The sequence below is a fragment of the Bacilliculturomica massiliensis genome (genome assembly GCF_900605495.1).
In the GTDB taxonomy this organism is placed as follows: Bacteria; Bacillota; Clostridia; order Peptostreptococcales; family Anaerovoracaceae; genus Bacilliculturomica; species Bacilliculturomica massiliensis.
This window is the reverse complement of sequence record NZ_LR027598.1, coordinates 40,644-66,286: the sequence shown is the minus strand read 5'-3', so window position 1 is coordinate 66,286 and position 25,643 is coordinate 40,644. Positions and strand designations below refer to the sequence as shown.

The window sequence follows — 25,643 nt, the reverse complement described above, 5'->3', positions numbered from 1 at the left end:
CTTTCACCTCACTTAATTTCCCGAATGTTGAAGGGCCCCGCCAGTCCCTGAAGCATGGCGAAATCGCACCTCCAGTCCAGATCCACCACAGAGCCCGGCTCTATCTTGATGTGCCAGATCTCGTGCAGCGCGATCTTCAGCAGATGAGCCAGAGCCACGTGGATCACCATGGAGTGTGCGACTACCACGATGGTCTTTTCCCTCCGCGTCTCCGCCTTCACCCGGCTCTCTTTCACCGTGCCGGACCATTCTTCCCAGGCGGAAAGCTCCTCCTTCTGCGGCCGTCCCTCAAACTCCGCGTAGATATCCTCCAGAAACTGGCCCACGCGTTCGTATACCATGACGCAGGACTCTCCCTCCGGGATGACGTACTGCTCGTAATCAGCCATGAGGCCGTCGTAGACTTCCTTCTGATTTTCCTTCGCTTCTTTCGTGGTCATGGCTTCCAGCACGCCGAAATTCATCTCCAGAATCCTGTCGTCATACCGGACCGCCTCCGGCGTCAGTCCGTGATCCGCAGCGATCTCTTCCGCCAGGTATCGGGTGCGCGAAAGGGGACTTGCGATCAGCGCGTCGAACTTCACGTCACGCAGCGCCTCCACGATGCCCGGGATGCTCTTCCTCCCTTCCTCCGAATACTGCGCGTCGTAGCGGCCGTATATCAGACGCTTTACATTCCCCTCCGTCTGAGGGTGTCTCACGAAAATCAATCTCATTTATCCGTTCCTCTCATCTGCTTCTCTTTCCTGTAAGGGACCGCTCTGCCAGCCGACCAAAAACTGAAATTGCTGCCCATTCTTAATCAGTATACCCAATCGGAGCTGGAAAGTAAAACAAAAACAGAGATACGCGTCCTGCCAGGAATCTGGACCCTGTCAGCGCCGGCCGCGGCGCTTCAGCGTCTCCGTCCGCCCGTTCTGAGGTTGGCCCATTTCGACCCCGGTTTGCGCTGCGGCCTGCCTGAAAACGCGGCAAAAAAAGTGTTCCCGTCCATATTACCTCTGATATGGACGGGAAGTTTTGACGGGAGTTTACCAACTCAGTTTTTTCAGATAAGCTTTCAAGACGGCAAGGCCCGCTTCCAGATCCCCCGGCTTCGTGTATTCTTTTTCATGATGGCTGACTCCCCCCACGCTTGGCACAAAGATCATGTTAGTCGGATAGGATTTCGCCATATTCTGAGAATCGTGGCCAGCTCCGCTGTTCATTATCTTATATGGATAGTTCAGCTCCCTGGCCACGGCTTCCAGCTCCTCAATGCCCTGGGGATCCAGATCCGTAGGTCTATCCTCCCATGCGGGAGTCACTTCTATTCTGACTGCACCACGATACTTGTCCTGCAAATTCAGCATATCGGCAAATACCTTTCTCCCCAGATCATAATCAGCTGACCGCAGATCGTAAGTGACTGACACCTTCTGCGGAATAACATTGGCGTTTCCCGGCCACACGTCGATCTTTCCCATCGTCAGCACCAGATCTCCTTCATACGGCTTGATCCGGCAGAACATATCCCGTATAAAATCCGCCATGACCGGTACGGGGTCCCGTCTCAAATCCATTGGCGTCGTTCCGGCATGATTCTGCTCTCCCACAAAATCGATCCTTCCGCCCCACTGACCCACGATGGATCTGATAATGCCGATCTGCTTCCCCTCGTGTTCAAGGACGCCTCCCTGCTCAATGTGCATCTCGATAAAGCGCTTGATCTCCGGCCGTTTCCGGTCCAGCGGCTCCCCCCGATATCCCGCTTCTTTGATGGCGGCTCCAAGTGTGACCCCATCGGCGTCGGTGAGCTCCAGAGCGGATCGGGGCATGATTCCCGCAATGTTGGAGCTGCCAGGGTAATCCGACGCGGGAAAACGGCTGCTCTCCTCCTCAGCCATGGCAACGACCTCCAGCGTTTTTTCCGGCCTCCCAAATTGTCTGTACAAGCTGCCTGCTGCCCGAATCCCCGCCAGGATCCCCAGCATTCCATCGTATTTCCCGCCGTGGCGCACCGTGTCTCTGTGGGATCCCACCATGATCACATCTCTGCTTTTTCCTTCCAGAACGCCATGCAGATTTCCCACGGCGTCAAAAAAGATCTCCATCCCCTCTTCCCTCATATACTGGGCCAAAAGCTCAACGACAGCTTTATCCTCCGCCGTGTAGGAGGCGCGCCAATATTCCCCGTCTTTCTTTACGGCGGTCTTGCCGGCTTCCTCTAACGCGTTTAGCAGCCAATTCAGTTCTGTTTCCATCATTGCCTTTTTCCTTTTTACTTTCTGAATTGCATTTAACCTATAAATCCAAGGGCCAGATAGCCGGCGGCGGCGATGGCCAGCGGCAGGGAGATCATCGGTATCGACGTCTGTAAGTAATCGCTGCTTCTGATCTCTGTGGCGGTGCAGGTGAGCAATACCGCGTCATTCCAGAAGCTGATGTGGGAGGCCAGTGTAATGGCGGAAGCCGCCGCTCCGAAAATGAAGTACGGGTTTGCGGAGGACATGGTTCCCAACTCTAAAAATATGGGCAGAGCGATCGCAGCGGAACCCCAGAAGCTTCCCGTTCCGATTGCCAGAAGGGATACCCCAAGGAATGTGGCGAAGGGCAGGATCGAAGGGTGCATCAGCGGGCCAAGAATGCTGGTAATATAGTCTGCCGCGCCCAGATCATTGCTGGCAGTCCCCAGGAGAAACACAAATACCAATAACGTCATCACCGGGATCATATCCTGGATCCCTCCGATCACTCCCTGCATGAATTCTTCAAAGGTCATGATCTTTCTCGGGATATACAGCAGTCCGCAGGCGAGGATCGCCACGATAATGGCTCTCGGAAGATTGCCCCATACGATTCCCAAAATGACGAAAAGCAGCATGGGAACGATAAAATCCAAAGCGGTGCTGTTGATCCCATCTTTCTCATCCATTTCTTCCATCGGGCCGCATCCATCCGGGAATACCCGGCCCGTCGTTTCAGCCCGAAGCTCGGCGTTCTTCATCTTACCGAAAACAGGTATGATCTTAAAGATGAACAGGGGAACGATCAGCAGCGCGGCCCAGCAATAGAACATAAAGGGAATGGAATGCAGATAATCTCTCATGGAACTGCCGCTGACCGGATACTTTTCAAATTGAGAGATCATGAACACGCCCCAGGTGGACATGGGGATCAGGGTACAGACCACTGCGCCGGTGGAATTGACCACGTAGGCGAGAAACTCTCTGGATACCTTATACCGGTCCGTCAGCGTTCTCATGGAGGTCCCGACCCCCAGCGAATTGATGTAGTCGTCCGCGAAGATCAGAATACCGGCTAACCAGGTCACCATCAACGCGCTCTTCTTGCTTTTAATAAATCTTGCTAACATTTCCGCAAACCGGATCACGCTTTTTGAATTCATCAGCAGCCGGATCAGGATTCCCATGGCCCCAAAAACGATAGCATAATATCCGAAGTTTGACAGCTCGGCCTCCAGGCCGTCCACCCAGGCTCCGAAAAACTGCAGCTTATCAGAAATGATAAAAGCTGCCAGAGTGCTGATGATCGCAGGCTCCAATACTTTTTTGGTGATAACGGCCAACAGGATCATCAAAACTAACGGTGTAATACTCAGAAAACCATATTCCATCTTTCTCCTCCTTATACTTTACTTATCCTTCCTCCGCGCTCTCCGCACCAAAACTCCGTTTTCTTTCCCGCAAGTCAGAGCTTTTCCTTTTTTAAAATAATTTTCTCCTTTGGTCCCAGCACCATTTTTATGACGTACCCTTTCCGCTCATCGCTGTCATTCATGATCTCGATCTGTTCAAAGCTGTCTTCCTCTTCAAAATCCACGATATGCCTGTTGAAAATGGAGGATATGCTTTCCTCCGCCGTGAGAAATCGTTGAAGTTCACTTGCCTGGAGTTCTTCCTCTTCTATCTGCATCTCTTTGTTTTTATTATTGCTGCGAAACTTTGCCGGGGGACACCCATAATATTTTTCAAAATAGGTGTGGTAGTATTTCGTTGACGAGAAACCGCTGTTATTTGCTATATATGTCAGCGAGTCGTCCGTTTCCAATAATTGTATCCCCGCATTCAGTGTTCGATACAGATTGATGATATTGCTGTAGGTCTGCTCCATCTTCGCTGAAAATTCTCTCGACAAATATGGGGTGCTCAGGTAAGTGTGAGCCGCCAGATCGCTCAATGCGATCTTCTCCGATATATGGGTGAAAATATATTCGTTTATCTTTCTGAATCGCTCTTTACCGTTGTAGTCGTCTTTTCTGCTTTTTGTATTGAAGATCTCGTCCACGATGTTAAAGCGCAGGCAGATGATATCCACTATCGATTTTGCTCCTGCTTCGATGGCGGGAATATCGCGCTCCTCCATACAGGCGGTCATAAAATCCACAAACATCTTTTTCAGCTTTCCGAGATCCTCCGGGCATGCTTTTGCCCCGAAAAAATTGGTATTGCTGCAGTTGTAGATATTGAATTCCATCTGATCGAAGATCGTATCGGTGAATGTTCTGTCAAAGGAGACAAAAGCAATTCTGCCCCGATCGCCGATGGTTTCAATTTTTACGGGATCCTTGACATTCAATATCTCGATCTCGCCTTTTTTAAGCAGCTGCGTGCCCATTACCGTGGTATATAACACCTCTTCGTCCAGGGGCATAATGATTGCCAGATCATAATTGACCTGGAACGGCAGCTTCTGTATGCTGACGCATCCGGCCCTGCATACATTGTGATAGATCACCATCTCAGACTCTCCTGTCCTCTGGAAATGCGCGGGGTCAATTCTTTCCCAGATTATTTATTCTGTTAAACACATCCGCTTTCTCCGCGATCTTCAGCGCGCACTCATTACCCCTTCTGACGATTTCCTCTGCATGAAACATGGTAAACTCCCTGTTTTTCATGACAATATCGCCGTCGATCATGACCGTATCCACGTCCCGGCCGTTTCCCGAAAACACCAGATTGGTCACCACGTCCAATTGGGGTCCCATGTGGCATGAATTTGTTTTGACCACGATCAGGTCTGCTTTTTTCCCCACTTCCAGAGAACCGATCTCTTTCTCCCAGCCGATCGATCTCGCGCTGGAGATCGTTGCCATCTCAAGTGCGTCGTACGCTTTCATGATAGACGCGTCCAGCCGGTTGACTCTGTGCAGAAGAACGCAGGCCTTCATCGTTTCAAACATATCCTGATTATTGTTGCTGGCCGCGCCGTCCACGCCAAGACCCACTGTGATTCCATTTGCCAGATATTCCGGGATCGGGGCGATCCCGTCCGCCAGGATCATATTGGACACCGGGTTATGGGCCACATTTGCCCTTCTCCGGGCGATGAGCTGTATTTCCGACGGGGTGACCCAGATGTTGTGGATCAGCAGCGTTCTGTCACTGACAACTCCCAGTTTATCCAAATATTCGATCACACCCATGTTATGGCTGCTTCGTATTCTCACCTGTTCCGTGATCGCCTCCGCCACATGCATTTGGAACCGAACGTCATATTCCTCACAGATTCCGTATAATTCCCGGATCGTCCGCTCGTCGCAGTCAAATGGGCTCAGCGCTTCCAGCCCCACCCGGATCCTTCCGTTTTCCGTGTGATCATACTGTTTGATGCACCGGATCGACTCCGCTCTGGTGATCTCGATTTCCCGTTCCGCGCACGCATCCGGGATCCTCTCATCAAAATTGACGCTTTGCACGGCCCGAACGATCATCCCCCGCATATGCATGTCCCTCACCGCTTCCGCAACTCCGTCGATATTGTCCAGATTGTGATGATGATACATAGAATCCGCGAAACAGGTCGTCCCTGTGCTGATCATCTCTAAAATATTAAATCTGACGATATCGTAGAAATCCTCTTTTTTCATTGCCAGCGCCATGGGATAAATCACGTTGATCACCCAATCGTCCAGACAGAGATCAGAGCCGATCCCTTTCATCATCGCCTGATACAGATGGGTGTGATTGCTCACGAGACCGGGCATGATAAGTCCATCTTCGTACTCCATCCATTCCCCGTCCATATCTCTGTACCGATCGATGAGCGCATCATATCTGCCGATGTCACAGATCCGGTCATTCTCAACGACGACCAGTCCATCCCGTATGAATTCTCTGTCCCCGTTCATGGGCAGCACATATTTCCCACGAATAAATTTGTAATTGTTTTTCATGCCAGATCCCTCTCTTTCTTTCTCCTTCGCATACAATTAAAAATGATCATTTCCTATATAAGATCATCATCCGAATAAAGAAGACCGCTTCTTTTATCCCGTCGATCACAGGGACTTCGGACCGCTGGGAAAGCCTGTCCCCCTGCCCTGCAAAAGCCGCGCATCCCAGGATCACGGAGCCCGCTCCGTCTTTTTTCACGCACGCACCGATCAGCCTCAGCAGCTTTTCTTCGTCTGCGTGGACCGCCTGCTCCACCGTGGAATTCAGGCACTTGATCGAAGCGATGTTCTCAACTTCGCCTCTGCTTCTTGCCATGAGCACCCACGGATCTATATCCCTGTGGTCCCCGGAGGATATGATGGAATACCGGCTTGCCTGCAGCTTCGCAAATACGGCGCTGGCCTCGTAGATGCCCGCTACAGGGATCTTGATCTTTTCACGCGCCGCTCTGAGACCTGGATCGGCGAAGCAGGCTATTACGGCTCCGTCATATTCCTTTTCTTTTTCCTGCAGTAATCGGATCACGTTGACCCCCGCTGTCAGCTCATCCGCTGCGGTAACGATGCCTTCCGGCGAATTCTGACAGGCAATTACGTCGATCCGGGTGGTCTCATCTTCATATTTCTTTGTGGCTTCCGCAATGCGCTCTGTCACTGCTTTTGACGAATTCGGATTGATGAATAACAGTTTCATACCACTACCGGCCGGGTGATACATATTTCCCCGTCCCCCTTTCCGCTCTTATTTCCTTGCCGTCGTATACTTCGATCCCATTTACGATCGTTGTCACGACTTTTCCAACGATACGCATTCCCGCGTACGGTGTAAACGGGAGCTTTTGCTTCAGCCGGCCCGGATCCACCACCCATTCCGCTGCTGGATCGAAGATCACGATATCCGCGTCGCTGCCCGCCGCAAGGGCGCCCTTTCGAGGGTAGAGCCCATACCGTCTGGCCGCGTTCTCGCTTGAAAGCCGGACGAACTGCTCAATCGACATCCCTCTCCTGACAACACCTTCGCTAAACAAGATCTGATAGGTCGTTTCAATTCCGGCCAGTCCCGCAGGCGTCCGGAAGATATCGTCCTCTCCCTGATTTTTTTCCTCTTCGGTATAGGGGGCATGATCGCTGCAGACCCAATCCACCTTCCCCGCCAGTACCGATCGCCAAAGGGCCTCTGTCTCCTCCCTTTTTCTCAGCGGAGGATTGCAGATGGAGAGTACGCCCATTTCATTCATCATCCCGCGGTTCAACACCAGATACTGCGGACACGTCTCAACTGTGACATTGCAGCCCATCCTCTTTTCTTTTTCAATGATCTCCACCGCTCCGCTCAGAGAACAGTGCGCGATGCTTATCTTGCAGCCTGCTTCCCGGGCAAAGAGACACATGCGTGAAACAGCTTCTATTTCCGCGATTTCCGGCCTGCTGTCCGAATAGTCCTCCGGCGATACTCTGCCCGCGCGTTTCATGTGTTCCGTGCTGTAATTGACGATATCGTCATTCTCGCAGTGGATGACCAAAACGATATCCTTATCCGCCAGGAACCGCATCTTCTCAAGAATTTCCCCGTCATTCAGCTTCGGTATCTCCGGAGAATAGGTTAAAAACGCTTTAAATGCAACGGCACCACTGTGGATCATCTTCTGCATTTCTTCTTCATTGCCCGGCGAACAGGCCCCGAAAAGTCCGAAATTCGTCACAGCCTTTTTCTTGCAGATCTTCTTCTTTTCGTCGTAGGCAGTCAGTACATCCGGCAGCGGAAACGTAAGCGGATGCTCCAGGACGGTTGTGACTCCTCCCGCCGCCGCACCACAGGTCCCCGTGTAGAAATCTTCGCTTTTCGTCGCGCCCGGATCGTTTAAGTGAACATGGGGATCGATAAATCCGGGAAATACATATCTGCCCTCTGCATCGATCACTTTTGCCGCTTCATAGACAGGCTCCCTGCAGATCTCTCTGATCACGCCGTCTTTTATATACAGATTTGTTTTTCGCATTTCTCCATCTAAATAGACCTTCCCGTTTTTAATGAGCAGATCATATATCATAATTTTGTCCCTCCCTGTTTTTTATTATTATTTTATAGGTTCAGACCAAAAGAAAATAGTAGATACCTTAACCACTTACGTGCAAATCTTGTCTTTTTCACAGCGAAAGAGACGGCCTCTTTTATCGCTGTCCTGTGTAAGTTTCATGTAGTTTCCGTGAAAGCCATTGACAAAATTATTTTATTGTATAATATTTAATGCATTAAATGTTTTGACGTTTAATAGTTCAATTGACGGGTATTTAGAATATAACGATCTGCACAGAGATGCAAAAGGCCGGGGACGGAAATACCGTCCCCGGCCACAAGCGGTACAGACTGCTGTGCGGAAGAAAGGGGTCCCGGGAGGGACTGCAGAGGGAGGGGACTATGGACTGCGCGGAATTTAAAAACGAGGTGGAATGTTTGTTCAAAAGCATTTCCGACAAGCTTTCCTGTATTTTGAAGGATTTTTATGAGCCCTACGGTCTCACCGCCCCGCAGGCCATGATCCTCATCGCATTATACCGCGGCGGTCCGGGTAAGATAAGCGATATGGCCAAGGCTCTGAATATGACCAACAGCAATCTTTCCGTCATATGCCGGCGGCTGGAAAAGTCCAACTTTGTCATCCGCAAACGGGATGATCTGGATCAGCGGGTCGTCTACCTCTATCTGACCGAGAGTTCCAAACAACTCATGACGGAAATGGAAGCCCGTATCAGCACCGATTATCTCTGCTCGCTGGGAGGCGCCTCCGACGAGGATAAGGCCCTTATCATAGCCGGCATGACAAAGCTGAATGAGCTTCTCACACAAAATCACGAAAAATAAAGCAAATGCGCAACAGTTTGTATAAACGAAAACAGAAAGGGGTTTTCCATATGACACAGCAGCAATCAGATCAAAACAACAGCGGCCTGGGCCGAAACAGCGCCGGCAGCCAAAGCCGGCCCACCGACCCCGCAGGCGGCAGATCAGGCATGGGTCCGGCGGGCGGCGGCCCCCGGATGGATCCGGGCAACATGCGCCCGGGAGGTATGGGGCCGGGCGTTCCCGGCGGACCAAACGCAGGCCAAAACGGCGCGGGAAACCAGCCGAATAAGCCGAAACGGTCCATCCTGTATTATTATGGCATCATCATGCTGGTGGTCCTGTGTTTCAACGCCTTCATCGTTCCTATGCTCAGCGATCACAGCGACACCATCAAAAAAACGGATTACACCACATTCCTGACGATGGTAGAAAAAGGTCAGGTGGACAAGGTGGAGGTCAACGATACCATGATCGCCTTCACCCCCACGGCCAAAGCCGCGGCCTCCTCGGGAAACAGCATCAAGATCTATACCACCGGAAAACCTGACGATCCGGAACTCTATCCCACGCTGAAGGCCGCTGGCGTCACCATCGACCGGGTCATGCCCAAGGAGACTTCGCCTCTGGCCACGTTCCTGCTGTCCTGGGTGTTCCCCATTCTGCTCTTCGTCTTTATCGGCAATCTGCTGATGCGCAGCATGCAGAAGCGCATGGGCGGTATGGGCGGCATGGGTCCCATGGGAATGGGAAAGAGCAACGCCAAGGTCTACATGGAAACAGAAACCGGAAAGACCTTCGAGGATGTGGCAGGCGAAGACGAGGCCAAGGAATCCCTGCAGGAGATCGTGGACTTTCTCCACAATCCTGAAAAATACAGCGAGATCGGCGCTCAGATGCCCAAGGGCGCTCTGCTGGTAGGGCCTCCCGGAACAGGCAAGACCCTGCTGGCCAAGGCTGTGGCCGGCGAGGCGAAGGTGCCCTTCTTCTCCATCTCCGGCTCCGAATTCGTGGAAATGTTCGTGGGTATGGGCGCCGCCCGGGTCCGCGATCTGTTCAAGCAGGCGGAGGAAAAAGCGCCCTGTATCATCTTTATCGACGAGATCGACACCATCGGCAAAAAGCGGGACAGCGGCAACGGCTTCGGCGGCAACGACGAGCGGGAGCAGACGCTGAATCAGCTGCTGGCGGAGATGGACGGCTTTGACGGCAGCAAGGGCGTGGTCGTTCTGGCGGCCACCAACCGGCCTGAGACCCTGGACAAAGCCCTTCTGCGCCCAGGCCGCTTCGACCGCAGGATCCCCGTAGAACTGCCGGATCTGAAGGGCCGCGAGGCGATCTTACAGGTCCACTCTCAGGATGTAAAGGTCAGTGAAAACGTTGACTATAACGCCGTGGCCAGAGCCACCGCAGGGGCTTCCGGCGCGGAGCTGGCCAACATTATAAACGAAGCCGCCCTGCTGGCGGTCAAATCCGGGCGCAGGGAAGTGGCTCAATGCGATCTGGAGGAGGCGGTGGAGACCGTCATCGCAGGCTACCAGAGAAAGAACGCGGTGGTCTCTGAAAACGAGCGCCGGATCATCGCTTACCACGAGGTCGGACACGCGCTGGTAGCGGCCATGCAGAAGCATTCCGCTCCGGTCCACAAGATCACCATCATTCCCCGCACCTCCGGCGCGCTGGGCTACACCATGCAGGTGGACGAAACGGAAAAGGTCCTCATGTCCAAGGAAGAAGCCTTTGACAAGATAACCACCTTCACCGGAGGACGGGCGGCGGAGGAACTGATCTTCCACACCTGCACCTCCGGCGCTTCCAACGACATCGAGCAGGCCACGAAGATCGCCCGGGCCATGGTCACCCGCTTCGGCATGAGCGACACCTTCGACATGATGGCTCTTGAGACAGTCACCAACCAGTATCTGGGCGGCGACGCCTCCCTGGCCTGCTCTGCGGAGACCGCGGCGAAGATCGACCAGGAGGTCCTGAATCTCATCCGTTCGGCCCACAGCCGCGCCCAGCAGATCCTGCGCGACAACGAAGAGAAGCTGCACGAGATCTCCGGCTATCTGCTGGAAAAGGAGACCATCACCGGCGAGGAATTCATGCGCATCCTCAACGCCAAACCGGCTCTGGAAGGAACGTCTTCCGGGCAGGAACCCGAATCCGCCGCTGCAGACTCAAACGCAGATACGAGCGCAGATGCAAACGCGGATACGGCAGCCGGCGCCGCTCCTTCTGCAGACATTAAAAAGACCGAAGTCTCCCTGTGATCAGGAAAACTCCGGTCCCCTTCTTTCCGAAGGCATCGGCCAGCCGCCGCACCAGTTTAAGAAACCTGGCGCGGCGGCTTTTTATTTGGTTTAAAACGGATCAGCATGCCTTTTTAAAGGGCTTAAATTTATATTCCTCCGTCTCTCCATATTCTTCGCCTTCATCCAGCTTGGCGATGGTGAAGCCTGTAAACGCGTAGATGAGCGTGAAGACCGGCGTTATGAAAGCGAGAAAGATATAGGGAATAAAGGCCCCGGCGCTGATGCCGAGAACGCCGGCCGTATAGACGGCCGCGGTATTCCAGGGAATGATCGGCGCGCTCATGGTGCACACGTCCTCGATGGTCCTGGACAGGTTTTCGGGACGGAGACGCATTTTTCTGTAGAGCGGCTGCATGAGGGTCCCGGTCATGACGATGGCAAAGCTCAGAGTGCCGCCCACCATGTTTGAAATATAACCCACCAGCATGGTGACGATGATCAGATGTCTGGAAGTCTTGATCCTGGCTGCGATCCTCTGCAGGAGCGCTTCCAGTACGCCGATCCCGTTCAGCATGCCGCCCAGACCGCAGGAGAAGATGAAAATTCCCACCGTATCCCACATGCTGGCGATGCCGCCCCGGTTCAGCAGCTTATCGAGAAATTCCATTCCGCTGTCCAATTTGAAGCCGTTGTACAGCGAGACCAGCGACGTGGTAATATCCGCGCCCTGATACAGCATTGCGACTGCCAGACCCGCCAGCGCGCCGATCAGGATCGAAACGACCGGCGGCTTGTTTTTCAGCAGAAGAACGAGAACGATGATGGCGGGGATCAGCGGTATGATACCGATGTGGAACAGGCTGTTCAGCCCGTCGGTCACCTCGTTGATCTGTGTGTAATCAATGTCGGAAGATCCGAATTTGAGACCCATGACGAGGAAAATGGCCAGCGTGATCACGTATGACGGTATGGTCGTCCACAGCATATGCTTGATGTGGTTCATCACTTTCCCGCCGGATACGGCCGGAGATAAATTCGTAGTGTCGGACAGCGGCGAAAGCTTGTCTCCGAAATAGGAGCCGCAGACCACCGCGCCGGCGATCACGCCGCCGTCAAAGCCCATGCTGGTTCCGATCCCCACCATAGCCAGACCCGCCGTGCCGATGGTTCCCCAGGAGGTTCCGGTGAACAGGGAGCAGATGGAGCACAAAAGCACGGTAGTCACCAGAAAGAGCGAGGGCGTGATGATCTTGAGACCGTAAAAGATGAGCGTAGGCACGGTCCCCGACAGGATCCACGCGCCCACCATGGCTCCCACCGCCAGAAGTATCATGATCGGCTGGAGGACCCGGCGGATCATGTCGTAGGCCATGCCTTCTATTTCGCTGAACTTAAAGCCCAGATGCAGGCCGGCGGGAATTACGATCAGCCAGCTTAGAAACAAGAGCGTCTGCAGTTTTCCGCCGAATACCAGCAGACCGAGCGAGAGGAAAATAACGACTAATGCAAAGACCGTTAAGGAGAATGAGAAGGACGGTTTTCTGATGTTGTCTTCAGATATCTGTTTCATAGTCTTTCCTTTCTTGATGCCATTGAGATATCATACGTTTTCGACAAATTCCCTGATGAGCGCCGCCGCGGCTTTCAGGTTTTCCATGGAGCTTGCATAGGATAAACGGATATAACCCGCCCCATTGGCGCCAAAACTTTCACCCGGGACCGTCACTACGCCGTAATCCTGCAGCAGGCGGTGGGCGGCCTCGAATCCGGTAAGGCCCAATTCTCTGACGGACACGAAAAGATAAAAGGCGCCCTGAGGCTTAACGCAGGAAAGCCCTTCGATGCCGTTCAGCTCGTTATAGATGTACTCCTTTCTGGCCTCAAATTCTTTCAGCATATCCGCCACGGGCTGCTGCGTTCCGGATACGGCCTCCAGCGCTCCCCACTGGGCAAAGGTGTTGGTCGAGGTAAGCGTGTACTGATGCAGCCGAAGCATGGCGTTGATATATTCGGCCGGTCCCAGGGCGTAGCCCATTCTCCATCCTGTCATGGAATAGGACTTGCTGAAACCGTTGAGGACGATGGTGCGTTCTTTCAGAGCCTCCAGCGTGGCCATACAGGTAAAAGACGCGGGGGCGTACACGATGTCTTCATATATTTCGTCGGACACGATGACCAGATCGTGTTTGACCGCCAGCTCTCCCAGTTCCTTCAGGATCTCAGCGGGGATCACCATGCCCGTGGGATTGGATGGATTGACGATAAAGATCATTTTTGTTCTGGGCGTGATCAGCTTTTCCAGCTCGGCGGCGTCGGGAAGAAAGTTATTCTCTTTCTTCAGAGAATAACTGACAGGCTCGGCCAGATTCAGCAGAGGAACGATCTCGTAGTTGATCCACGCAGGATCCGGGATGAGGACCTGATCGCCGGGATCGAGCAGCGCTCCCATGGCCAGATAGATCCCTTCCGCAACGCCGTTCGTCACGATGACTTCTTTTGCGTAATCGTAGGAAAGCTGATAGCGTTCCTGGTATTTCCGGGCGATGGCCTTTCGCAGCTCCGGTATACCGGCGTTGGCGGAATAGTGGACCTTGCCGGCCTTTAACGCGTCGATGGCCGCGTTTACGATATTGTCCGGAGTGGTAAAATCCGGTCTTCCGATCTCCAGGTGGATGACCTTGCGGCCCTCGGATTCCATTTTCTGAGCAGCGTCGGACATGACGCGGATCTGAGAATATGGAATGCGTTGTGAAATAATGGATTCTTTCATGTTGCTCTCCTTTAACTGTAACCGCGCCGGCGGCATGCAGGGATTCGCCGGCAGCGGATAAGGGTAATTGAATGTGTTTCATCCGGATGATAATAAAAAAACAAAGCAAATTACGTGCCAATCAGAAAAATGAGTCAATTCGGAACCTTCCCCTCCTCGATCAAAGAAGAAAAGCTAAATTATACGAATTTGGACGAAATATATTAATACAAATTCGTATAATTGTGTTAAACTTATAACAGATACTTACCGAAAGGAGAGCGCAATGGAAAAACCATCTGTTTTTATCCTGGCTTCCACCCACGATACGGCGGAACACACGGAACAGCAGCTGCGGGAGATCTTCCGGGATCACGCGGTCATTTCAAAGGGGATCATATCAGAACAGAAGCAAAAGGTAGGCGATATGACTGTGCTGATCACCAACAAGCTGATCGAGGTGGAAGCGCTGACCGTGCTGAAGCCTGGCACGCCCTATCTGGTGGCTGACCGGGTCATCAACGTAGACACCATCAGCCTGCTGTACGGCATCCCCGAGGGCAGCGACGTGCTCATCATGAACGTGACTCAGTCCATTACCAGCGAGACCATCCGGCAGATAAAAGAATGGGGGATCGATCATATCACCCTGCACCCCTATTATCCGGGGATCGCGTCGTATCAGAAGGGCTGCGAGTACGCCGTGGCCTTCGGCGAAGGGTATCTGAAGCCGGATCCCCAGGCCCGTCTCATCGACCTGGGAACAAGGCCGCTGAACGTCACCACCTGCGTTAAGCTGGCCATGGAGATCGGCATCTACGAGCAGGTCAAAGACACGGTGGCAAATTCCTTTATGCGCCCGGGGATCCAGTTATCTTACAGCTACGCCAGACAGTATAAGGAAAACCGCATTTTGACCAGCAACCTGCGCCGGTTGATCGACCGCGTAAACCGCGGCGCGGTAATGCTGAACGAGGACGGGGAAGTGCTTTTTTCAAATGAAAAAGCCAAGAAGATCCTGAAGCTGCGGGAATCATCTCCGGGGCCGCTGGCTCAGATCCGGGAAAGGATACGCAGCGGCGACAATCAGTTCTTCGAGGAGATAGAGGGAGAAAGCTACTACGTCGAGGCGGCCTCCGACTGGCAGGGCGAGGATCAGCGCGTGATCGTCACCATCGACGATGTGCAGAAGATCAAGCGCATCGAGGATAACTACCGCAAGATGCTGCAGGCAGACGGACTGGTGGCAAAATACACGTTCAAGGATATTATATATCGGTCGCCATCCATGGAAAAGCTGATCATGAAGTGCAGGCAGTTTGCCAAGAGCCATTCCACAGTGGCCATCTACGGCGAGAGCGGCTGCGGAAAGGAACTGCTGGCTCAGGCGATCCACAACGCCTCCGATCGAAAAAACGAGGCCTTCGTGGCCGTCAACTTCGCCGCCCTCTCGTCGTCGCTGTGCGAGGCGGAACTCTTCGGGTATGAGGAAGGCGCCTTCACCGGCGCGAAAAAGGGCGGAAAAAAGGGACTCTTTGAGCTGGCACATAAAGGTACGATCTTCTTAGACGAGATCGGCGACGCGTCCCTGGATATCCAGAAAAAGATCCTGCGCGTCATCCAGGAGCGCCAGGTCATGCGCATCGGCGGCAGCAAGCTCATTTCTGTGGACATCCGTATCGTGGCGGCGACCAATCAGGATCTGCTGGAAATGGTCCGGCGGAAGGAATTTCGGGAGGATCTCTACTATCGGATCAACGTGCTGCCCCTGCGGGTCCCCCCGGTCCGGGACCGGCGGGAAGATATCATACCTCTGTTCCTCTATTTTCTGACCGAAGAGTTCGGAATGTCCATGGACCGCCCGCCGAAGGCGATCGCCGACGCTCTCATGAGACATCCTTTCTTCGGAAATGTGAGAGAACTTCACAATCTGGCCGAATACACCGCCAACTGCATGCAGTCCGGCGCAGACTGGATCGAACAGGTCCTGGAAGTCTTTCTCGACATTGAAAAAAGACCGGCGGAGAGGACGGCTGCAGGACCGGCGGCCCCGGCGCAGCGCACGGCAGAGGATCTGGTCAGACAGATCGAAAACCAGTGCGCTCTGGAGCCGGTGATCGATCTGCTGAAAATATTGGGAAGCCCCCCGGGCATCTGGACAAGGGAAAAAATAATTCGTGCAAGGACCCAGGGAGACTGGAGAGAAAGCCAGGTCAAGCGGTATCTGGCCGTGCTGAAGGATCTGGATCTTATCTGCAGCAAAACGAGAACGGGCACCTTCCTGAAGCAGGAAGGGAAAGAACTTTTGGAATACGTCACGAAACAGGGGCATCAGGATGAAGCAGACAAAAGTGTGTCATGAAGATGGCACACTTTTTGCTTGAATATAAAACTGTCCCAGGACGATCCGATAACACAAGCAGAACAAGGAGGTTAAGTATGTCAAAGAAGTATCACGGTGTGATCCCGCCGATCCTGACTCCCATAGACGAACAGGAACGGGTGGACGAAGAAAGCTTCCGCCGGCTGATCGACAGATGTATCGACGGAGGACTTCACGGAATTTTCGTGGCGGGCACAAACGGAGAGACCATGGCCCTGACTCAGAAGGAGCGGAATCGCGCGATCAAGATCGCCATCGACCAGGCGGCGGGCAGAGTACCGGTGATCAGCGGCGTCATGGACAGCAGCACAAAACGGGTGATCGAAAATATAAAGGAACTGGAGCAGATGGGCGGGACCTGCGCCGCGGTCACTTCCATTTTCTACGACCGGCACACATCTCAGGACGAGACCATCCGCCACTTTGAAAAGATCGCGGGCTCCACGGAACTGGACCTGATGATCTATAATATTCCCCCGTTCACCGGCCTGAAGCTCAGCGCGGCCACCGTGACAGAGATCGCCGGACTGGACCGCGTAGTGGGCTACAAGGACAGTTCCGGATCGTTTACGGAGTTTCTTCAGCTCGTGGATCACTTTGAAGGAAGTGATTTCGTATGCCTGCAGGGGATCACGCCCCACGCCCTCCCCTCTCTGCTGCTGGGCGCCGACGGCTTTGTCCCGGCCCTGGGACCTCTGTTCCCCGAACTGTTCGTCGAGGCTTATGAAGCAGGGATCAGCGGAAATATTCCACTGGCAAAAAAATATAACCGCCTGATCCGGGAATCCTCCCGCATACTTGGAATGACAAAAAACGGCACTGCGGCGGCAAAATACGCCGTATCGCTGACCGGTCTCATGGACAAACGGGTGATCATGCCCCAGGACTTCATCCTGCCGGAGGAGGAAGAACGGGTAAAGGCACAGGTAGAACGCGTGAGCGCACTTCATGAAGAATTGAAAAGATCGCTGTCATAAGAGAGAAAGCATAACCATAGATCTACATCAGATCCAACCCACACGGAGGTAAAAAAATGAAAAAAGTGCTGTATATCCAGCCCATCCACCCTGCAGGGATGGAACGGCTGGCAGAGAGATATGAGGTGATCGTCGCGCCGGATGCATCCAGAGAGACCATAGAAAGTCTGATCCCTGAAGCGGCAGCCATCGTCACCAGGCTGACGACTATCGACGCGGGGCTGATCGAAAAAGGAGTAAAACTTGAGGCCGTCGCCAAACACGGCGTGGGCGTGGACAATATCGACGTGGCTGCGGCAAGCGCCAGAGGGATCCGGGTGCTCACCACAGGAGACGCCAATTCTCTGTCCGTGGCTGAACACGCCTTTTTCGCCATCGGCGCGCTGTGCAAAGGCATCACCGGACTGGACAGCGAGTTTCACCGAGGCAACTGGGCCTGCCGGGATCAGGTGAAAGCCGTGGAGGTGACGGGAAAAACCCTTGGCATCGCCGGGCTGGGCAAGATCGGAAGCAGACTTGCCCACATGGCCAAAAACGGCTTTTCCATGGATGTAGCCGTTTACGATCCCTACCTGACGAAGGAGGAGATCATAAGTCAGGGCTGCCGGCCTGTGGACAGCATCGAAGAACTGTGCCGGTCCGCAGATGTACTGAGCGTGCATGTGCCCCTTTCCGACGCCACGAGAAACCTTATCGACAAGAAACGGCTTGCCCTTATGAAGCCGGGCGCCTTTGTGATCAACTTCGCCAGAGGCGGGATCGTCAATGAGCGGGACCTGTGCGAGGCGCTGAACAGCAAAACGATCGCCGGCGCCGCTGTGGATGTATTTGAACAGGAGCCTCCCGCTCCCGATCACCCCTACTTTTCAACGGAACGACTCATCCTCTCCCCTCACTGCTCTACCTTCACCGAGGAATCCAGAGCAAGAATGTCTCTGAATCTAGCAGAGGGGATCGAAGCCGTGCTGGAAGGCCGCGAGCCGCGCTTTTCAGCCAATTAGCTCCCCGGTCAGCTCGACTGCCGCGCTGCGGCCCGGGAGGAAGCCCGAGACCCGAAAGGCTTGAGAGCGCCGGACCGGCAGCCGGCGGACGGCAGACGCCCCGTTCCCGGTCCGGCGCACAAGACAGATGATCTCACTTGAGGGATGAAAAAGCGAAAAGAAGGAGAATAACATGAAATTAGGATTAAAAGGAAAGGTGGTAGCCATCACAGGCGGAACGACCGGCATCGGAAGGGAAGCCGCGGCGGCATTTCTGGAAGAGGGATGCCGGGTGGCGGTGTGCGGCCGTTCGACGGATAAACTGGAGGAATTTCGTGATCACTTCGCGCAGGCCGGAAACGACGTTCTGGCGGTCCGGGCGGACGTATCGAAAGTGGATGAGATCCGCGGCTTCGCCCGGGAGGTGGAAGACCGATGGCACACGATCCACGTCTGGATCAACAACGCGGGTACCAACGTAAGAAAGCCCTTCGATCAAGTTACGGAGGAGGAGTGGAGCCGACTCATCGACACGAATTTCAAATCGGTCTTTTTTGGAACCGCTGCAGCGGCGGAGATCATGAAGAAAAGAGCAGGCGGCGGAGTCGTACTCAATACCGGTTCCTTTACCTCTGTCATACCCACAGGCGGGATCGCCTTGTACTCCGCTATAAAAGCCGGGGTGGACAGTCTGACCAGAACGACGGCGGCCGAACTGGCCGTTCACGGCATCCGCGTGCTGTCTGTGATCCCCGGCTATATTGAGACGCCGCTGACTTCAAAGAACGTGGCGGCAAATTTTGAAGAACTGGTAAACAATATTCCTTTGAAAAGGCTGGGAAAACCACAGGACCTGGCCTCCGCCTATGTGTTTCTGGCCTCGGAAGCCGCGGATTATATCGACGGAACCAGCCTGATCGTAAGCGGGGCCAAGTTCTCGACGCAAAATCCCATGTGGTGCTGGCAGAAATAAGGAGAAGATCCGGTCCACACCGCTTTACATCAGCTGGGGCTGTTTTCCCTTGTTCGGAAAAAGGGGCGAGGAAAGCAGCACCAGCCCGCTGGTGCCCAGCACGGCGTAGAAACTGATCCCCCTGACCAGCAGCACGGCGGGAAGCAGCAGGCCGGAAGAAAACATCATGCCGAACAGAAGCAGCGACGTTCCCTCGCTGATCCCCACAGAACCCGGGAAGGGCAGAGAAGACACTGCCAGCGTCAGCATGGCCTGCAGTCCGATCATGTGAAAGGCGGTCTGGTCAGACACGCCGAAAGCCAGCGCCACAAAGAAGGGCATCAGGTACAGAATGGTCAGGCGAAGCAGCGTGATGACAAAGAGCCCCGCTACCAGTGCCGGGTTCCTCTTGATGTGCTCCGCTCCCGCCGCATAGTCCTCCGTCAGCGCCCGCACCCGGCTCTCCATGGCGGCAGTCTTCGGACGCAGCCGCCGGAAACGTCCCGCCAGCCTGACACAAAACAGCGCGGTCCTCTCCACCAGCGCCGGCGAGAACATAAGAGCCAGAATACCGCCCACCAGAAGCACGTTCAGTCCCGCTCCCAGAAACAGCAGCTTCTTCACCTGGGACACCGCCTCGTTGAGAAACGAATGCTGGGCGGCGTACACCCCTGCGCCGTAGACCAGCATGCCGATCTGATAAACGCTGCTGATAAGCAGCAGGCACAGCGTGGACTTTGGCAGACTGAACCGGTCCTTTCCCATGCAGTACACTTGAGCCGGCTGTCCCCCGGAGGCAGACGGCGTGATCCCGCTGAAATAAAAACCTACAAAGGCGTACCGCACGCAGTTCCACAGCGAGGGCCGTTCTTCCATCGTCTCCATGGTGATCTTGATGCAGACCCCTTCAAGGGCAACGTACAGCAGCATGAGACTGAAGCCTCCCGCCAGCCAGCGCAGCTTTGCCCCGGCCACCGCCGCGGTCAGCTGGGAGACCGGCATGCCCTTCAGCAGTACGGCCAGAGTAACTGCAGTCAAAAGCGCTGTGATCCCTGTAAATATCATTCCCCTGTTTTTCGTCATCTCTCTACCCTCATCTATCTGTGATCCTGTATCCACAGGTTCTCTCTGCGGCGCAGCCAGTGCCGCTCCCTCACCCGCGGCGGTCCTTCTACGCGACGGCGCCTGCCGTTGTCAGTACCTGTCTCAGACCGTCCTTCCGGTATTGATCTCTCAGCCGCTGCACACAGCACGTCATTTGCTCTACTGCGCGATCATCATTCATGAGCTTCCGGATCTCATCAGCCCAGGAACGCTGTTTCTTCGACAGGACTCGTCCAATATTGTGGTACAGCGCAAAGTGCATGTTGTTGACCTCCTGCTGCAGGAACGGCGTGAACATGAGGATCGGTTTGCCGGAAAAGATCGTCTCGAACAGCGTGATCCCGCCGGGCTTGGTCAGCACCACGTCCGCCCGACGCATGTACAGATCCACTCGCTCCGTATAGGTCACCGCCTCGATATTTTCATAGCGGCCGGAAAGCATCTGAAACAGCTTTTCATTTTTCCCGGTGATCACCGTGGTCTTCATTCCGGGAATCGCGTTGATCTGCTCGTAAAACTCCGGATTTCTGGGCAGCAGGCCCAGACCGCCGCCCATGATGAGCAGGCGCTTTTCCCTGACCGGCGCTTCAGCCCCGGACTCGCCCGCTTCCGTAAAGGCGCGTCTCACCGGAATTCCCGTCACGATGATACGGCTTCCCTCCACTCCCTTGCTCATCAGCTGCCGCTTCACCAGATCGCCGCCCACCAGATAAAAGTCCGTGTTGGGCTGGATCCACTCCGAATGGCTGCTGATGTCTGTGATGCAGGTGGCCAGAGTGATGCTCTCCCCGCCCGGAGTTTTTTTCGCCATTCTCTCTTTATATTTGGAGACCAGCAGAGAGCTCAGCGGAAGGGTGGAGATCACCACATCCGGCCGCGAAGTCTCCATAAGTCCCGTCAGCCTGCTCATGGACAGCGCCGTAAACGCAGTCCACTCGTTTTCGTCCCGCTTCCCCGCCTGCTTATAAAGAAAATTATACAGCGACCGGCCGTGTCTGGCAAGGAAGCCGAAGGCTTTGTAAATGAATCCCGCCGTCTTCGGCGCCGTATACTCCATCAGATCCACCACTTCCACGGACACGTCGCCGTACTCGCTCAGGATCTGTTCCTCCAGAGATCTGGCCACGGAAACGTGGCCCATGCCAAAACGCCCTGTTAAGATCAATACTTTCATGTTTTCATCCCCTGTTCTGATTCTTTCCTTACTATATCCCTGAAATCCCGGCGGCCCCCCGGCCGCCTGCGCACTGTGGTTTCACAGTTCTGCGTCATTTTCGTCTTTTTCTGTCCCCTGCGGCTTCTTCTCTGCTTTCGGTAATTCTATTATGAACGACAAAAGTTACCATAGTATTACCGAATTATTAAGAATTTCTAAACAGAGTCTTTCAGTCCCCTTTCATTGTTCCCTGTCCGTCAAAATTCTCCGCACTGCAGGTGTTTTTCCCCCTTTCTTTTATAAAAACGAATCTGGACCCCGTTTTTCTTCACGCCGGCAAAAGTAATGCGCCCCGTCAGCGGTCCGGCAGCAGGAGATCAGCCGCAGCACCATCCGGCAACTGGCGGCGGCTGACGGAGACTGACGAAGACTGACGGAGTACGACCATGAACTCAAGCAGCCGGGCCGATGCTGCAAAAAAGCCTCCGGCACGCCGGGCTGGATGCCGGGCGTGCCGGAGGCCTGTCAGGTCTCGATCCATGTTCTGATATCCCATGGAGTTCCCCCGCGGCGTTAATCGCCGAAGTTTACTTCAATGTCCCCGGCGCTGGTCCGGATCCTGAGATGATCTTCCCCAGGCCCCTGCGCCGTGGCGCGGCCGCCCATATCGGACCCGTCTACCTCCACTCCGCCCAGGGACGCGTCCAGATCATAGCCGTACTCCGCGGCTTTTCCCGCCAGATCCAAAGAGACGCTGCCCAGATCGCAGTCCAGTATGGTCTCTCCCCGTAGATCCCCGGACAGTTCGATGCTGCCCATATCCGCTTCGCACTCAAATCTGGCGCGGCAGACGAAGTTGTCTGTCTCCACGCTTCCCATTCTGCACGAAAGTTTCACGGTGTCCACGCTGCTGTCCTCCAGATCGATGTTTCCCATGGCCGCGTCCACTTCCAGACTACCCACGGCTGTGTCGGTCAGTTCAACGGAACCCATGGCCGCGTCCACCTTCAGCGACTGGATCTGACCGCGTGTGACGTAGACTCCTGCGGCGTCGCTGTCCACTGAGACCATCGAGAGCTCCGTTCCCTCTGGGAACGTGATCGTCAGCGTCCCCGACTGACGGTTCCGGCGGATCATATCCCAGGGAATTCCCCGGTTTTTGTTCTCCCTGCCCAGGATGGACTCACTCACAGAGAGCACGCCGTCCGTCACTTCCCATGAGATCTGACTATAGCGCTGATCGTATCTGCTGCTGATGTGGAAGGAATCCCCCTTCTCGATGTACACTTCCTGATACTCCACATCTATATCTATCCCTGTAAACGCCCCTACGTCCTCACTTTTTTCCGCCATGTAAGCGGCATCCCGCCGGTCGAAATCGCTGTTCCACGGGCCGTACCCCATGTGAGTCTTCGCTCCCAGCAGCCAGGCGGAACCCGCCATGGCGATCCCCAAAACCATCAGGCACGCGGCGAAGAGGCACAGTCCTTTCGTCACCTTATTCATCTCTCAATCCCTCCTTTTGCCTTTTGCTCAGCCCCCTGCCCAGCAGCCTGGCCAGCAGGCGGAAGAAAGCCGCCATTCCCACCACGGCCAGCACCGCCGCCAGCAGCGTTCCTCCCATCATCGCAAGACCGCTGCCGATGAAAAACATGGCGGTGAGCGGTTCTCCCACGACGAGACCAAAGCCCGCCACCAGAGCCACCGCGCCTGCGCCGAAGACCGCCACCGCCGCGATGACGATAGCCAGCAGCACTGCAGCTGCCGCCACCACCAGACTGAAGACGACGGCTGCCATGGCGATGGCCAGCGGCAGCGCGATGGGCGCCGCGAAAATACCCAATACCACCAGCCAGATGGTCGATATCCCCTTTTTCACAGTGGGAGTCCCCTGCTCCTCCAGATTCCTGACAGCGCACTGCGCTCTGATCTGAGCCGCCAGCCGCTGGGGAGACCCCAGCTCCCGGATGACCTCCTGCTCGCGCTCCGGTCCCGCCTCGTCAAAATATTCATTGTAAAATTCCAGCGCGCTGTTCCGCTCCTCCGCGGCGATCCGGGAAAGCGCCGCGGAAAGCCGTTTCAAATATTCCTGTCTGTTCATTCTTCGCTCCCTCCCCCCAACTCATTATTCCCTTCGCCGGACGCCGGCTGTTCCCCCTGGACGGTCCCGGCGTCCTTCTCGGTCTCCCTGGATCCCTTTCTGGAACTTTCTTCCTGCACTTCCTGCCCGCCGAACATCAGCTCATCCACCTTTGTTTTGTGCCAGATCCATTCTTCCCGATACGCCTCAAATTTTTTCATTCCCTCTTCCGTGATCCGATAATATCGTCTGTTCCGCCCCTGAAACGGGCTGTCATACGTGCTCAGATAACCGCTCTTTTGCAGTCTCCGCAGCACCGGATACAGAGTAGATTCCGAAATATCCACCACCTGGCGCATTTTCTGTGTCAGCACATACCCGTACGTATCTTCTCTCGCCAACACGGCCAGCACGCAGGCATCCAGAAACGCAGAACCAACCTGAAATGCCATCCTGTTTCCCCCTTTCTTCCAACTCTGATCTTACGATCCCACTGTCCCTTTTGTTTTTATCATCATAAACAATATTGTTTCGATATCAATACTATATTTCATATAATATTGTTTGTCAACTAAAAATCTATTTTTTATTCCTGATCACTGCCCGACGCCCGCACAATATCCATCCGTCAGTTTTATGGTAACGAATCTCTTTACCAATATTGTTTTCTGACCGCGTGTTCCGTATAATGGTCAAAGAACTTTAACGAAAGGGGTATAAGAATATGAAACATAACGGGATAATCATCGATACAGAGAAATGCGTCGGATGCGGCCTGTGCGGCAAGGTCTGCGCCGCACATAATATAAGAATAGATAACGAAACGGCGGCCACTGTAATGGACCGCTGTATCATGTGCGGGCAATGTTCCGCAGTTTGCCCGAAAAAAGCAATTTCAGTGTCCGGCGGCGGAAGCGGCCAAATTGAAAAAACAGAGGATCCGCGCCTTGATCCCGACAGCGTTTTAAATGCGATCCGTTTTCGCAGGAGCATCCGCAGTTTTCAGGAAACAGAGATCCCAAAGGAAATCATCCAACAGATTTTAGAGGCGGGCAGATTCACGCATACGGCAAAAAATATGCAGGATGTATCATTTGTCGTACTGGACAGAGAAAAAGACCGTATTGAGAAAATGGCGGTCGATCTATTCAAAAAAATAAAGCCTCTGGCAGACTTGTTCAGTCCTATGGCGAAGAACAATAAGATAGATAAACATTTCTTCTTTTTCAAAGCTCCCGCCGTAATCGTCATCCTGGCAAAAGACAGGGTAAACGGTATTCTTGCCGCACAGAATATGGAATTTGTTGCGGAAGCGCACGGTTTAGGGGTATTATATAGCGGGTTCTTCACGTCGGCGGCCAATGCTTCACGAAAAATAAAAAAAGCGATCGCTGTTCCTAAAGGAAAAAAAGTCGCTATGACGTTGGTGCTCGGCTATCCCAACGTGAAATTTTTACGATCCACACCGCATAAAGAATTAGACGTGCGATATATGTAGGAGATCTCAGAATGGACAGAGAATGCGAAGACAATTTAAAACAGATCATTAAAGGTTTTCGGGAATGTCAAAACGCTTTTACCGCTATAGGCGACGAAACAAGACAACTGATCCTGCTCGCGTTGTTGGAAAGCGACTTGACCGGTATTCGCGTAGGAGAAATCGCTCATAAAACACATCTCACAAGGCCGTCGGTCTCTCACCACCTTCAAATATTAAAAAACGCCGGCATCGTTGCCATGCGCCGTGAAGGTACGAAAAACTACTATTATTTAAGCGCTGATGAAACACAGTGGAAAGAGATCACCGATCTGATCGATCGAGTTTATGCCAGCATCCAACACATCAGTTCAAGATCGTAGGAGCAGCCGCTCCCTCTGCCCATGGATCAGCGCAGGATTAAGAAAACAAAAGTGTGAACGAAGGATCCATTTTTTCTTTTTGCCCTCTATTTACACCCAAAATAGAAAAAAACAGCGGACATAACAG

General features: G+C 53.9%; 22 protein-coding genes. 8 read left to right on the top strand and 14 right to left on the bottom strand.

Annotation, left to right across the window (positions count from 1 at the left end; all coding sequences use genetic code 11):
- Positions 1-8: 8 nt before the first annotated feature.
- The 7 genes from E0E37_RS02035 to allB all read right to left on the bottom strand — a co-directional run bounded on the left by E0E37_RS02035 (position 9) and on the right by allB (position 8,229).
- Positions 9-716 (bottom strand): histidine phosphatase family protein, encoded by a 708-nt coding sequence (locus E0E37_RS02035; RefSeq protein ID WP_130861314.1) that lies wholly within the window; start codon positions 714-716, stop codon positions 9-11.
- A 315-nt stretch (positions 717-1,031) separates the two neighbouring features.
- Positions 1,032-2,246, bottom strand: coding sequence for a M20 family metallo-hydrolase (locus tag E0E37_RS02030; RefSeq protein WP_130861313.1), 1,215 nt, complete (start codon positions 2,244-2,246; stop codon positions 1,032-1,034).
- 32 nt (positions 2,247-2,278) lie between these two features.
- Positions 2,279-3,616 (bottom strand): Na+/H+ antiporter NhaC family protein, encoded by a 1,338-nt coding sequence (locus E0E37_RS02025; RefSeq protein ID WP_130861312.1) that lies wholly within the window; start codon positions 3,614-3,616, stop codon positions 2,279-2,281.
- Between the two features lie 74 nt (positions 3,617-3,690).
- Positions 3,691-4,740 (bottom strand): helix-turn-helix transcriptional regulator, encoded by a 1,050-nt coding sequence (locus E0E37_RS02020; RefSeq protein WP_130861311.1) that lies wholly within the window; start codon positions 4,738-4,740, stop codon positions 3,691-3,693.
- A 34-nt stretch (positions 4,741-4,774) separates the two neighbouring features.
- Positions 4,775-6,178: an amidohydrolase family protein gene (locus E0E37_RS02015; RefSeq protein ID WP_130861310.1), complete on the bottom strand. Its 1,404-nt coding sequence runs from the start codon at positions 6,176-6,178 to the stop codon at positions 4,775-4,777.
- A 46-nt stretch (positions 6,179-6,224) separates the two neighbouring features.
- Positions 6,225-6,872, bottom strand: a complete 648-nt coding sequence (locus tag E0E37_RS02010) for an aspartate/glutamate racemase family protein (protein WP_130861309.1) — start codon at positions 6,870-6,872, stop codon at positions 6,225-6,227.
- 4 nt (positions 6,873-6,876) lie between these two features.
- On the bottom strand, positions 6,877-8,229 hold the full coding sequence (allB, locus tag E0E37_RS02005; RefSeq protein WP_130861308.1) for an allantoinase AllB: 1,353 nt from the start codon (positions 8,227-8,229) through the stop codon (positions 6,877-6,879).
- A 368-nt stretch (positions 8,230-8,597) separates the two neighbouring features.
- Here allB and E0E37_RS02000 point away from each other — a divergent pair, with 368 nt between their 5' ends.
- On the top strand, positions 8,598-9,041 hold the full coding sequence (locus E0E37_RS02000) for a MarR family winged helix-turn-helix transcriptional regulator (RefSeq protein ID WP_154939488.1): 444 nt from the start codon (positions 8,598-8,600) through the stop codon (positions 9,039-9,041).
- A gap of 206 nt (positions 9,042-9,247) precedes the next feature.
- Positions 9,248-11,293, top strand: coding sequence for an ATP-dependent zinc metalloprotease FtsH (ftsH, locus tag E0E37_RS01995; protein ID WP_130861406.1), 2,046 nt, complete (start codon positions 9,248-9,250; stop codon positions 11,291-11,293).
- A gap of 100 nt (positions 11,294-11,393) precedes the next feature.
- Here the strand turns inward: ftsH and nhaC are convergent, their stop codons facing one another.
- Complete coding sequence (gene nhaC, locus E0E37_RS01990; protein WP_130861306.1) at positions 11,394-12,845, bottom strand: Na+/H+ antiporter NhaC; 1,452 nt, start codon at positions 12,843-12,845, stop codon at positions 11,394-11,396.
- Between the two features lie 30 nt (positions 12,846-12,875).
- On the bottom strand, positions 12,876-14,045 hold the full coding sequence (locus E0E37_RS01985; RefSeq protein ID WP_165445157.1) for a pyridoxal phosphate-dependent aminotransferase: 1,170 nt from the start codon (positions 14,043-14,045) through the stop codon (positions 12,876-12,878).
- 265 nt (positions 14,046-14,310) lie between these two features.
- On the opposite strand from E0E37_RS01985, the gene E0E37_RS01980 reads away from it, so the two are divergent.
- From E0E37_RS01980 to E0E37_RS01965, 4 genes are all read left to right on the top strand, one after another.
- Entirely contained in the window at positions 14,311-16,386 is a 2,076-nt protein-coding gene (locus E0E37_RS01980; RefSeq protein ID WP_130861304.1) for a sigma-54 interaction domain-containing protein, read from the top strand.
- Between the two features lie 77 nt (positions 16,387-16,463).
- Positions 16,464-17,384 (top strand): dihydrodipicolinate synthase family protein, encoded by a 921-nt coding sequence (locus E0E37_RS01975; RefSeq protein ID WP_165445156.1) that lies wholly within the window; start codon positions 16,464-16,466, stop codon positions 17,382-17,384.
- Positions 17,385-17,440: 56 nt separating this feature from the next.
- Positions 17,441-18,385 carry a hydroxyacid dehydrogenase gene (locus E0E37_RS01970; protein ID WP_130861302.1) on the top strand — a complete coding sequence of 315 codons (945 nt, stop codon included), beginning with the start codon at positions 17,441-17,443 and terminating at the stop codon, positions 18,383-18,385.
- Between the two features lie 172 nt (positions 18,386-18,557).
- Complete coding sequence (locus E0E37_RS01965; protein ID WP_130861301.1) at positions 18,558-19,337, top strand: SDR family NAD(P)-dependent oxidoreductase; 780 nt, start codon at positions 18,558-18,560, stop codon at positions 19,335-19,337.
- Between the two features lie 24 nt (positions 19,338-19,361).
- Here E0E37_RS01965 and E0E37_RS01960 read toward each other — a convergent pair whose 3' ends face one another.
- From E0E37_RS01960 to E0E37_RS01940, 5 genes are all read right to left on the bottom strand, one after another.
- On the bottom strand, positions 19,362-20,399 hold the full coding sequence (locus E0E37_RS01960; protein ID WP_130861300.1) for a lysylphosphatidylglycerol synthase transmembrane domain-containing protein: 1,038 nt from the start codon (positions 20,397-20,399) through the stop codon (positions 19,362-19,364).
- Between the two features lie 88 nt (positions 20,400-20,487).
- A complete protein-coding gene (locus E0E37_RS01955; protein WP_130861299.1) occupies positions 20,488-21,594 on the bottom strand; it encodes an MGDG synthase family glycosyltransferase in 1,107 nt (368 codons plus the stop codon).
- A 555-nt stretch (positions 21,595-22,149) separates the two neighbouring features.
- On the bottom strand, positions 22,150-23,082 hold the full coding sequence (locus E0E37_RS01950) for a DUF4097 family beta strand repeat-containing protein (protein ID WP_130861298.1): 933 nt from the start codon (positions 23,080-23,082) through the stop codon (positions 22,150-22,152).
- Complete coding sequence (locus E0E37_RS01945; RefSeq protein ID WP_130861297.1) at positions 23,075-23,677, bottom strand: DUF1700 domain-containing protein; 603 nt, start codon at positions 23,675-23,677, stop codon at positions 23,075-23,077. Before E0E37_RS01945 ends, E0E37_RS01950 begins: the two co-directional genes overlap by 8 nt.
- Complete coding sequence (locus E0E37_RS01940; RefSeq protein ID WP_130861296.1) at positions 23,674-24,108, bottom strand: PadR family transcriptional regulator; 435 nt, start codon at positions 24,106-24,108, stop codon at positions 23,674-23,676. Before E0E37_RS01940 ends, E0E37_RS01945 begins: the two co-directional genes overlap by 4 nt.
- 272 nt (positions 24,109-24,380) lie before the next feature.
- Between E0E37_RS01940 and E0E37_RS01935 the strand changes: the two genes are divergently transcribed.
- Positions 24,381-25,154, top strand: a complete 774-nt coding sequence (locus E0E37_RS01935) for a nitroreductase family protein (protein WP_130861295.1) — start codon at positions 24,381-24,383, stop codon at positions 25,152-25,154.
- Positions 25,155-25,165: 11 nt separating this feature from the next.
- The gene (locus E0E37_RS01930) at positions 25,166-25,516 is read left to right on the top strand and encodes an ArsR/SmtB family transcription factor (protein ID WP_130861294.1); all 351 of its coding nucleotides are present in this window, start codon (positions 25,166-25,168) and stop codon (positions 25,514-25,516) included.
- Positions 25,517-25,643: the final 127 nt, after the last annotated feature.

Bases quoted from the DNA above. Each gene is read 5' to 3' on its own strand.
- E0E37_RS02035 (WP_130861314.1), bottom strand. From the start codon at position 716: ATGAGATTGATTTTCGTGAGACACCCTCAGACGGAGGGGAATGTAAAG.
- E0E37_RS02030 (WP_130861313.1), bottom strand. From the start codon at position 2,246: ATGATGGAAACAGAACTGAATTGGCTGCTAAACGCGTTAGAGGAAGCC.
- E0E37_RS02025 (WP_130861312.1), bottom strand. From the start codon at position 3,616: ATGGAATATGGTTTTCTGAGTATTACACCGTTAGTTTTGATGATCCTG.
- E0E37_RS02020 (WP_130861311.1), bottom strand. From the start codon at position 4,740: ATGGTGATCTATCACAATGTATGCAGGGCCGGATGCGTCAGCATACAG.
- E0E37_RS02015 (WP_130861310.1), bottom strand. From the start codon at position 6,178: ATGAAAAACAATTACAAATTTATTCGTGGGAAATATGTGCTGCCCATG.
- E0E37_RS02010 (WP_130861309.1), bottom strand. From the start codon at position 6,872: ATGAAACTGTTATTCATCAATCCGAATTCGTCAAAAGCAGTGACAGAG.
- allB (WP_130861308.1), bottom strand. From the start codon at position 8,229: ATGATATATGATCTGCTCATTAAAAACGGGAAGGTCTATTTAGATGGA.
- E0E37_RS02000 (WP_154939488.1), top strand. From the start codon at position 8,598: ATGGACTGCGCGGAATTTAAAAACGAGGTGGAATGTTTGTTCAAAAGC.
- ftsH (WP_130861406.1), top strand. From the start codon at position 9,248: ATGGGGCCGGGCGTTCCCGGCGGACCAAACGCAGGCCAAAACGGCGCG.
- nhaC (WP_130861306.1), bottom strand. From the start codon at position 12,845: ATGAAACAGATATCTGAAGACAACATCAGAAAACCGTCCTTCTCATTC.
- E0E37_RS01985 (WP_165445157.1), bottom strand. From the start codon at position 14,045: ATGAAAGAATCCATTATTTCACAACGCATTCCATATTCTCAGATCCGC.
- E0E37_RS01980 (WP_130861304.1), top strand. From the start codon at position 14,311: ATGGAAAAACCATCTGTTTTTATCCTGGCTTCCACCCACGATACGGCG.
- E0E37_RS01975 (WP_165445156.1), top strand. From the start codon at position 16,464: ATGTCAAAGAAGTATCACGGTGTGATCCCGCCGATCCTGACTCCCATA.
- E0E37_RS01970 (WP_130861302.1), top strand. From the start codon at position 17,441: ATGAAAAAAGTGCTGTATATCCAGCCCATCCACCCTGCAGGGATGGAA.
- E0E37_RS01965 (WP_130861301.1), top strand. From the start codon at position 18,558: ATGAAATTAGGATTAAAAGGAAAGGTGGTAGCCATCACAGGCGGAACG.
- E0E37_RS01960 (WP_130861300.1), bottom strand. From the start codon at position 20,399: ATGACGAAAAACAGGGGAATGATATTTACAGGGATCACAGCGCTTTTG.
- E0E37_RS01955 (WP_130861299.1), bottom strand. From the start codon at position 21,594: ATGAAAGTATTGATCTTAACAGGGCGTTTTGGCATGGGCCACGTTTCC.
- E0E37_RS01950 (WP_130861298.1), bottom strand. From the start codon at position 23,082: ATGAATAAGGTGACGAAAGGACTGTGCCTCTTCGCCGCGTGCCTGATG.
- E0E37_RS01945 (WP_130861297.1), bottom strand. From the start codon at position 23,677: ATGAACAGACAGGAATATTTGAAACGGCTTTCCGCGGCGCTTTCCCGG.
- E0E37_RS01940 (WP_130861296.1), bottom strand. From the start codon at position 24,108: ATGGCATTTCAGGTTGGTTCTGCGTTTCTGGATGCCTGCGTGCTGGCC.
- E0E37_RS01935 (WP_130861295.1), top strand. From the start codon at position 24,381: ATGAAACATAACGGGATAATCATCGATACAGAGAAATGCGTCGGATGC.
- E0E37_RS01930 (WP_130861294.1), top strand. From the start codon at position 25,166: ATGGACAGAGAATGCGAAGACAATTTAAAACAGATCATTAAAGGTTTT.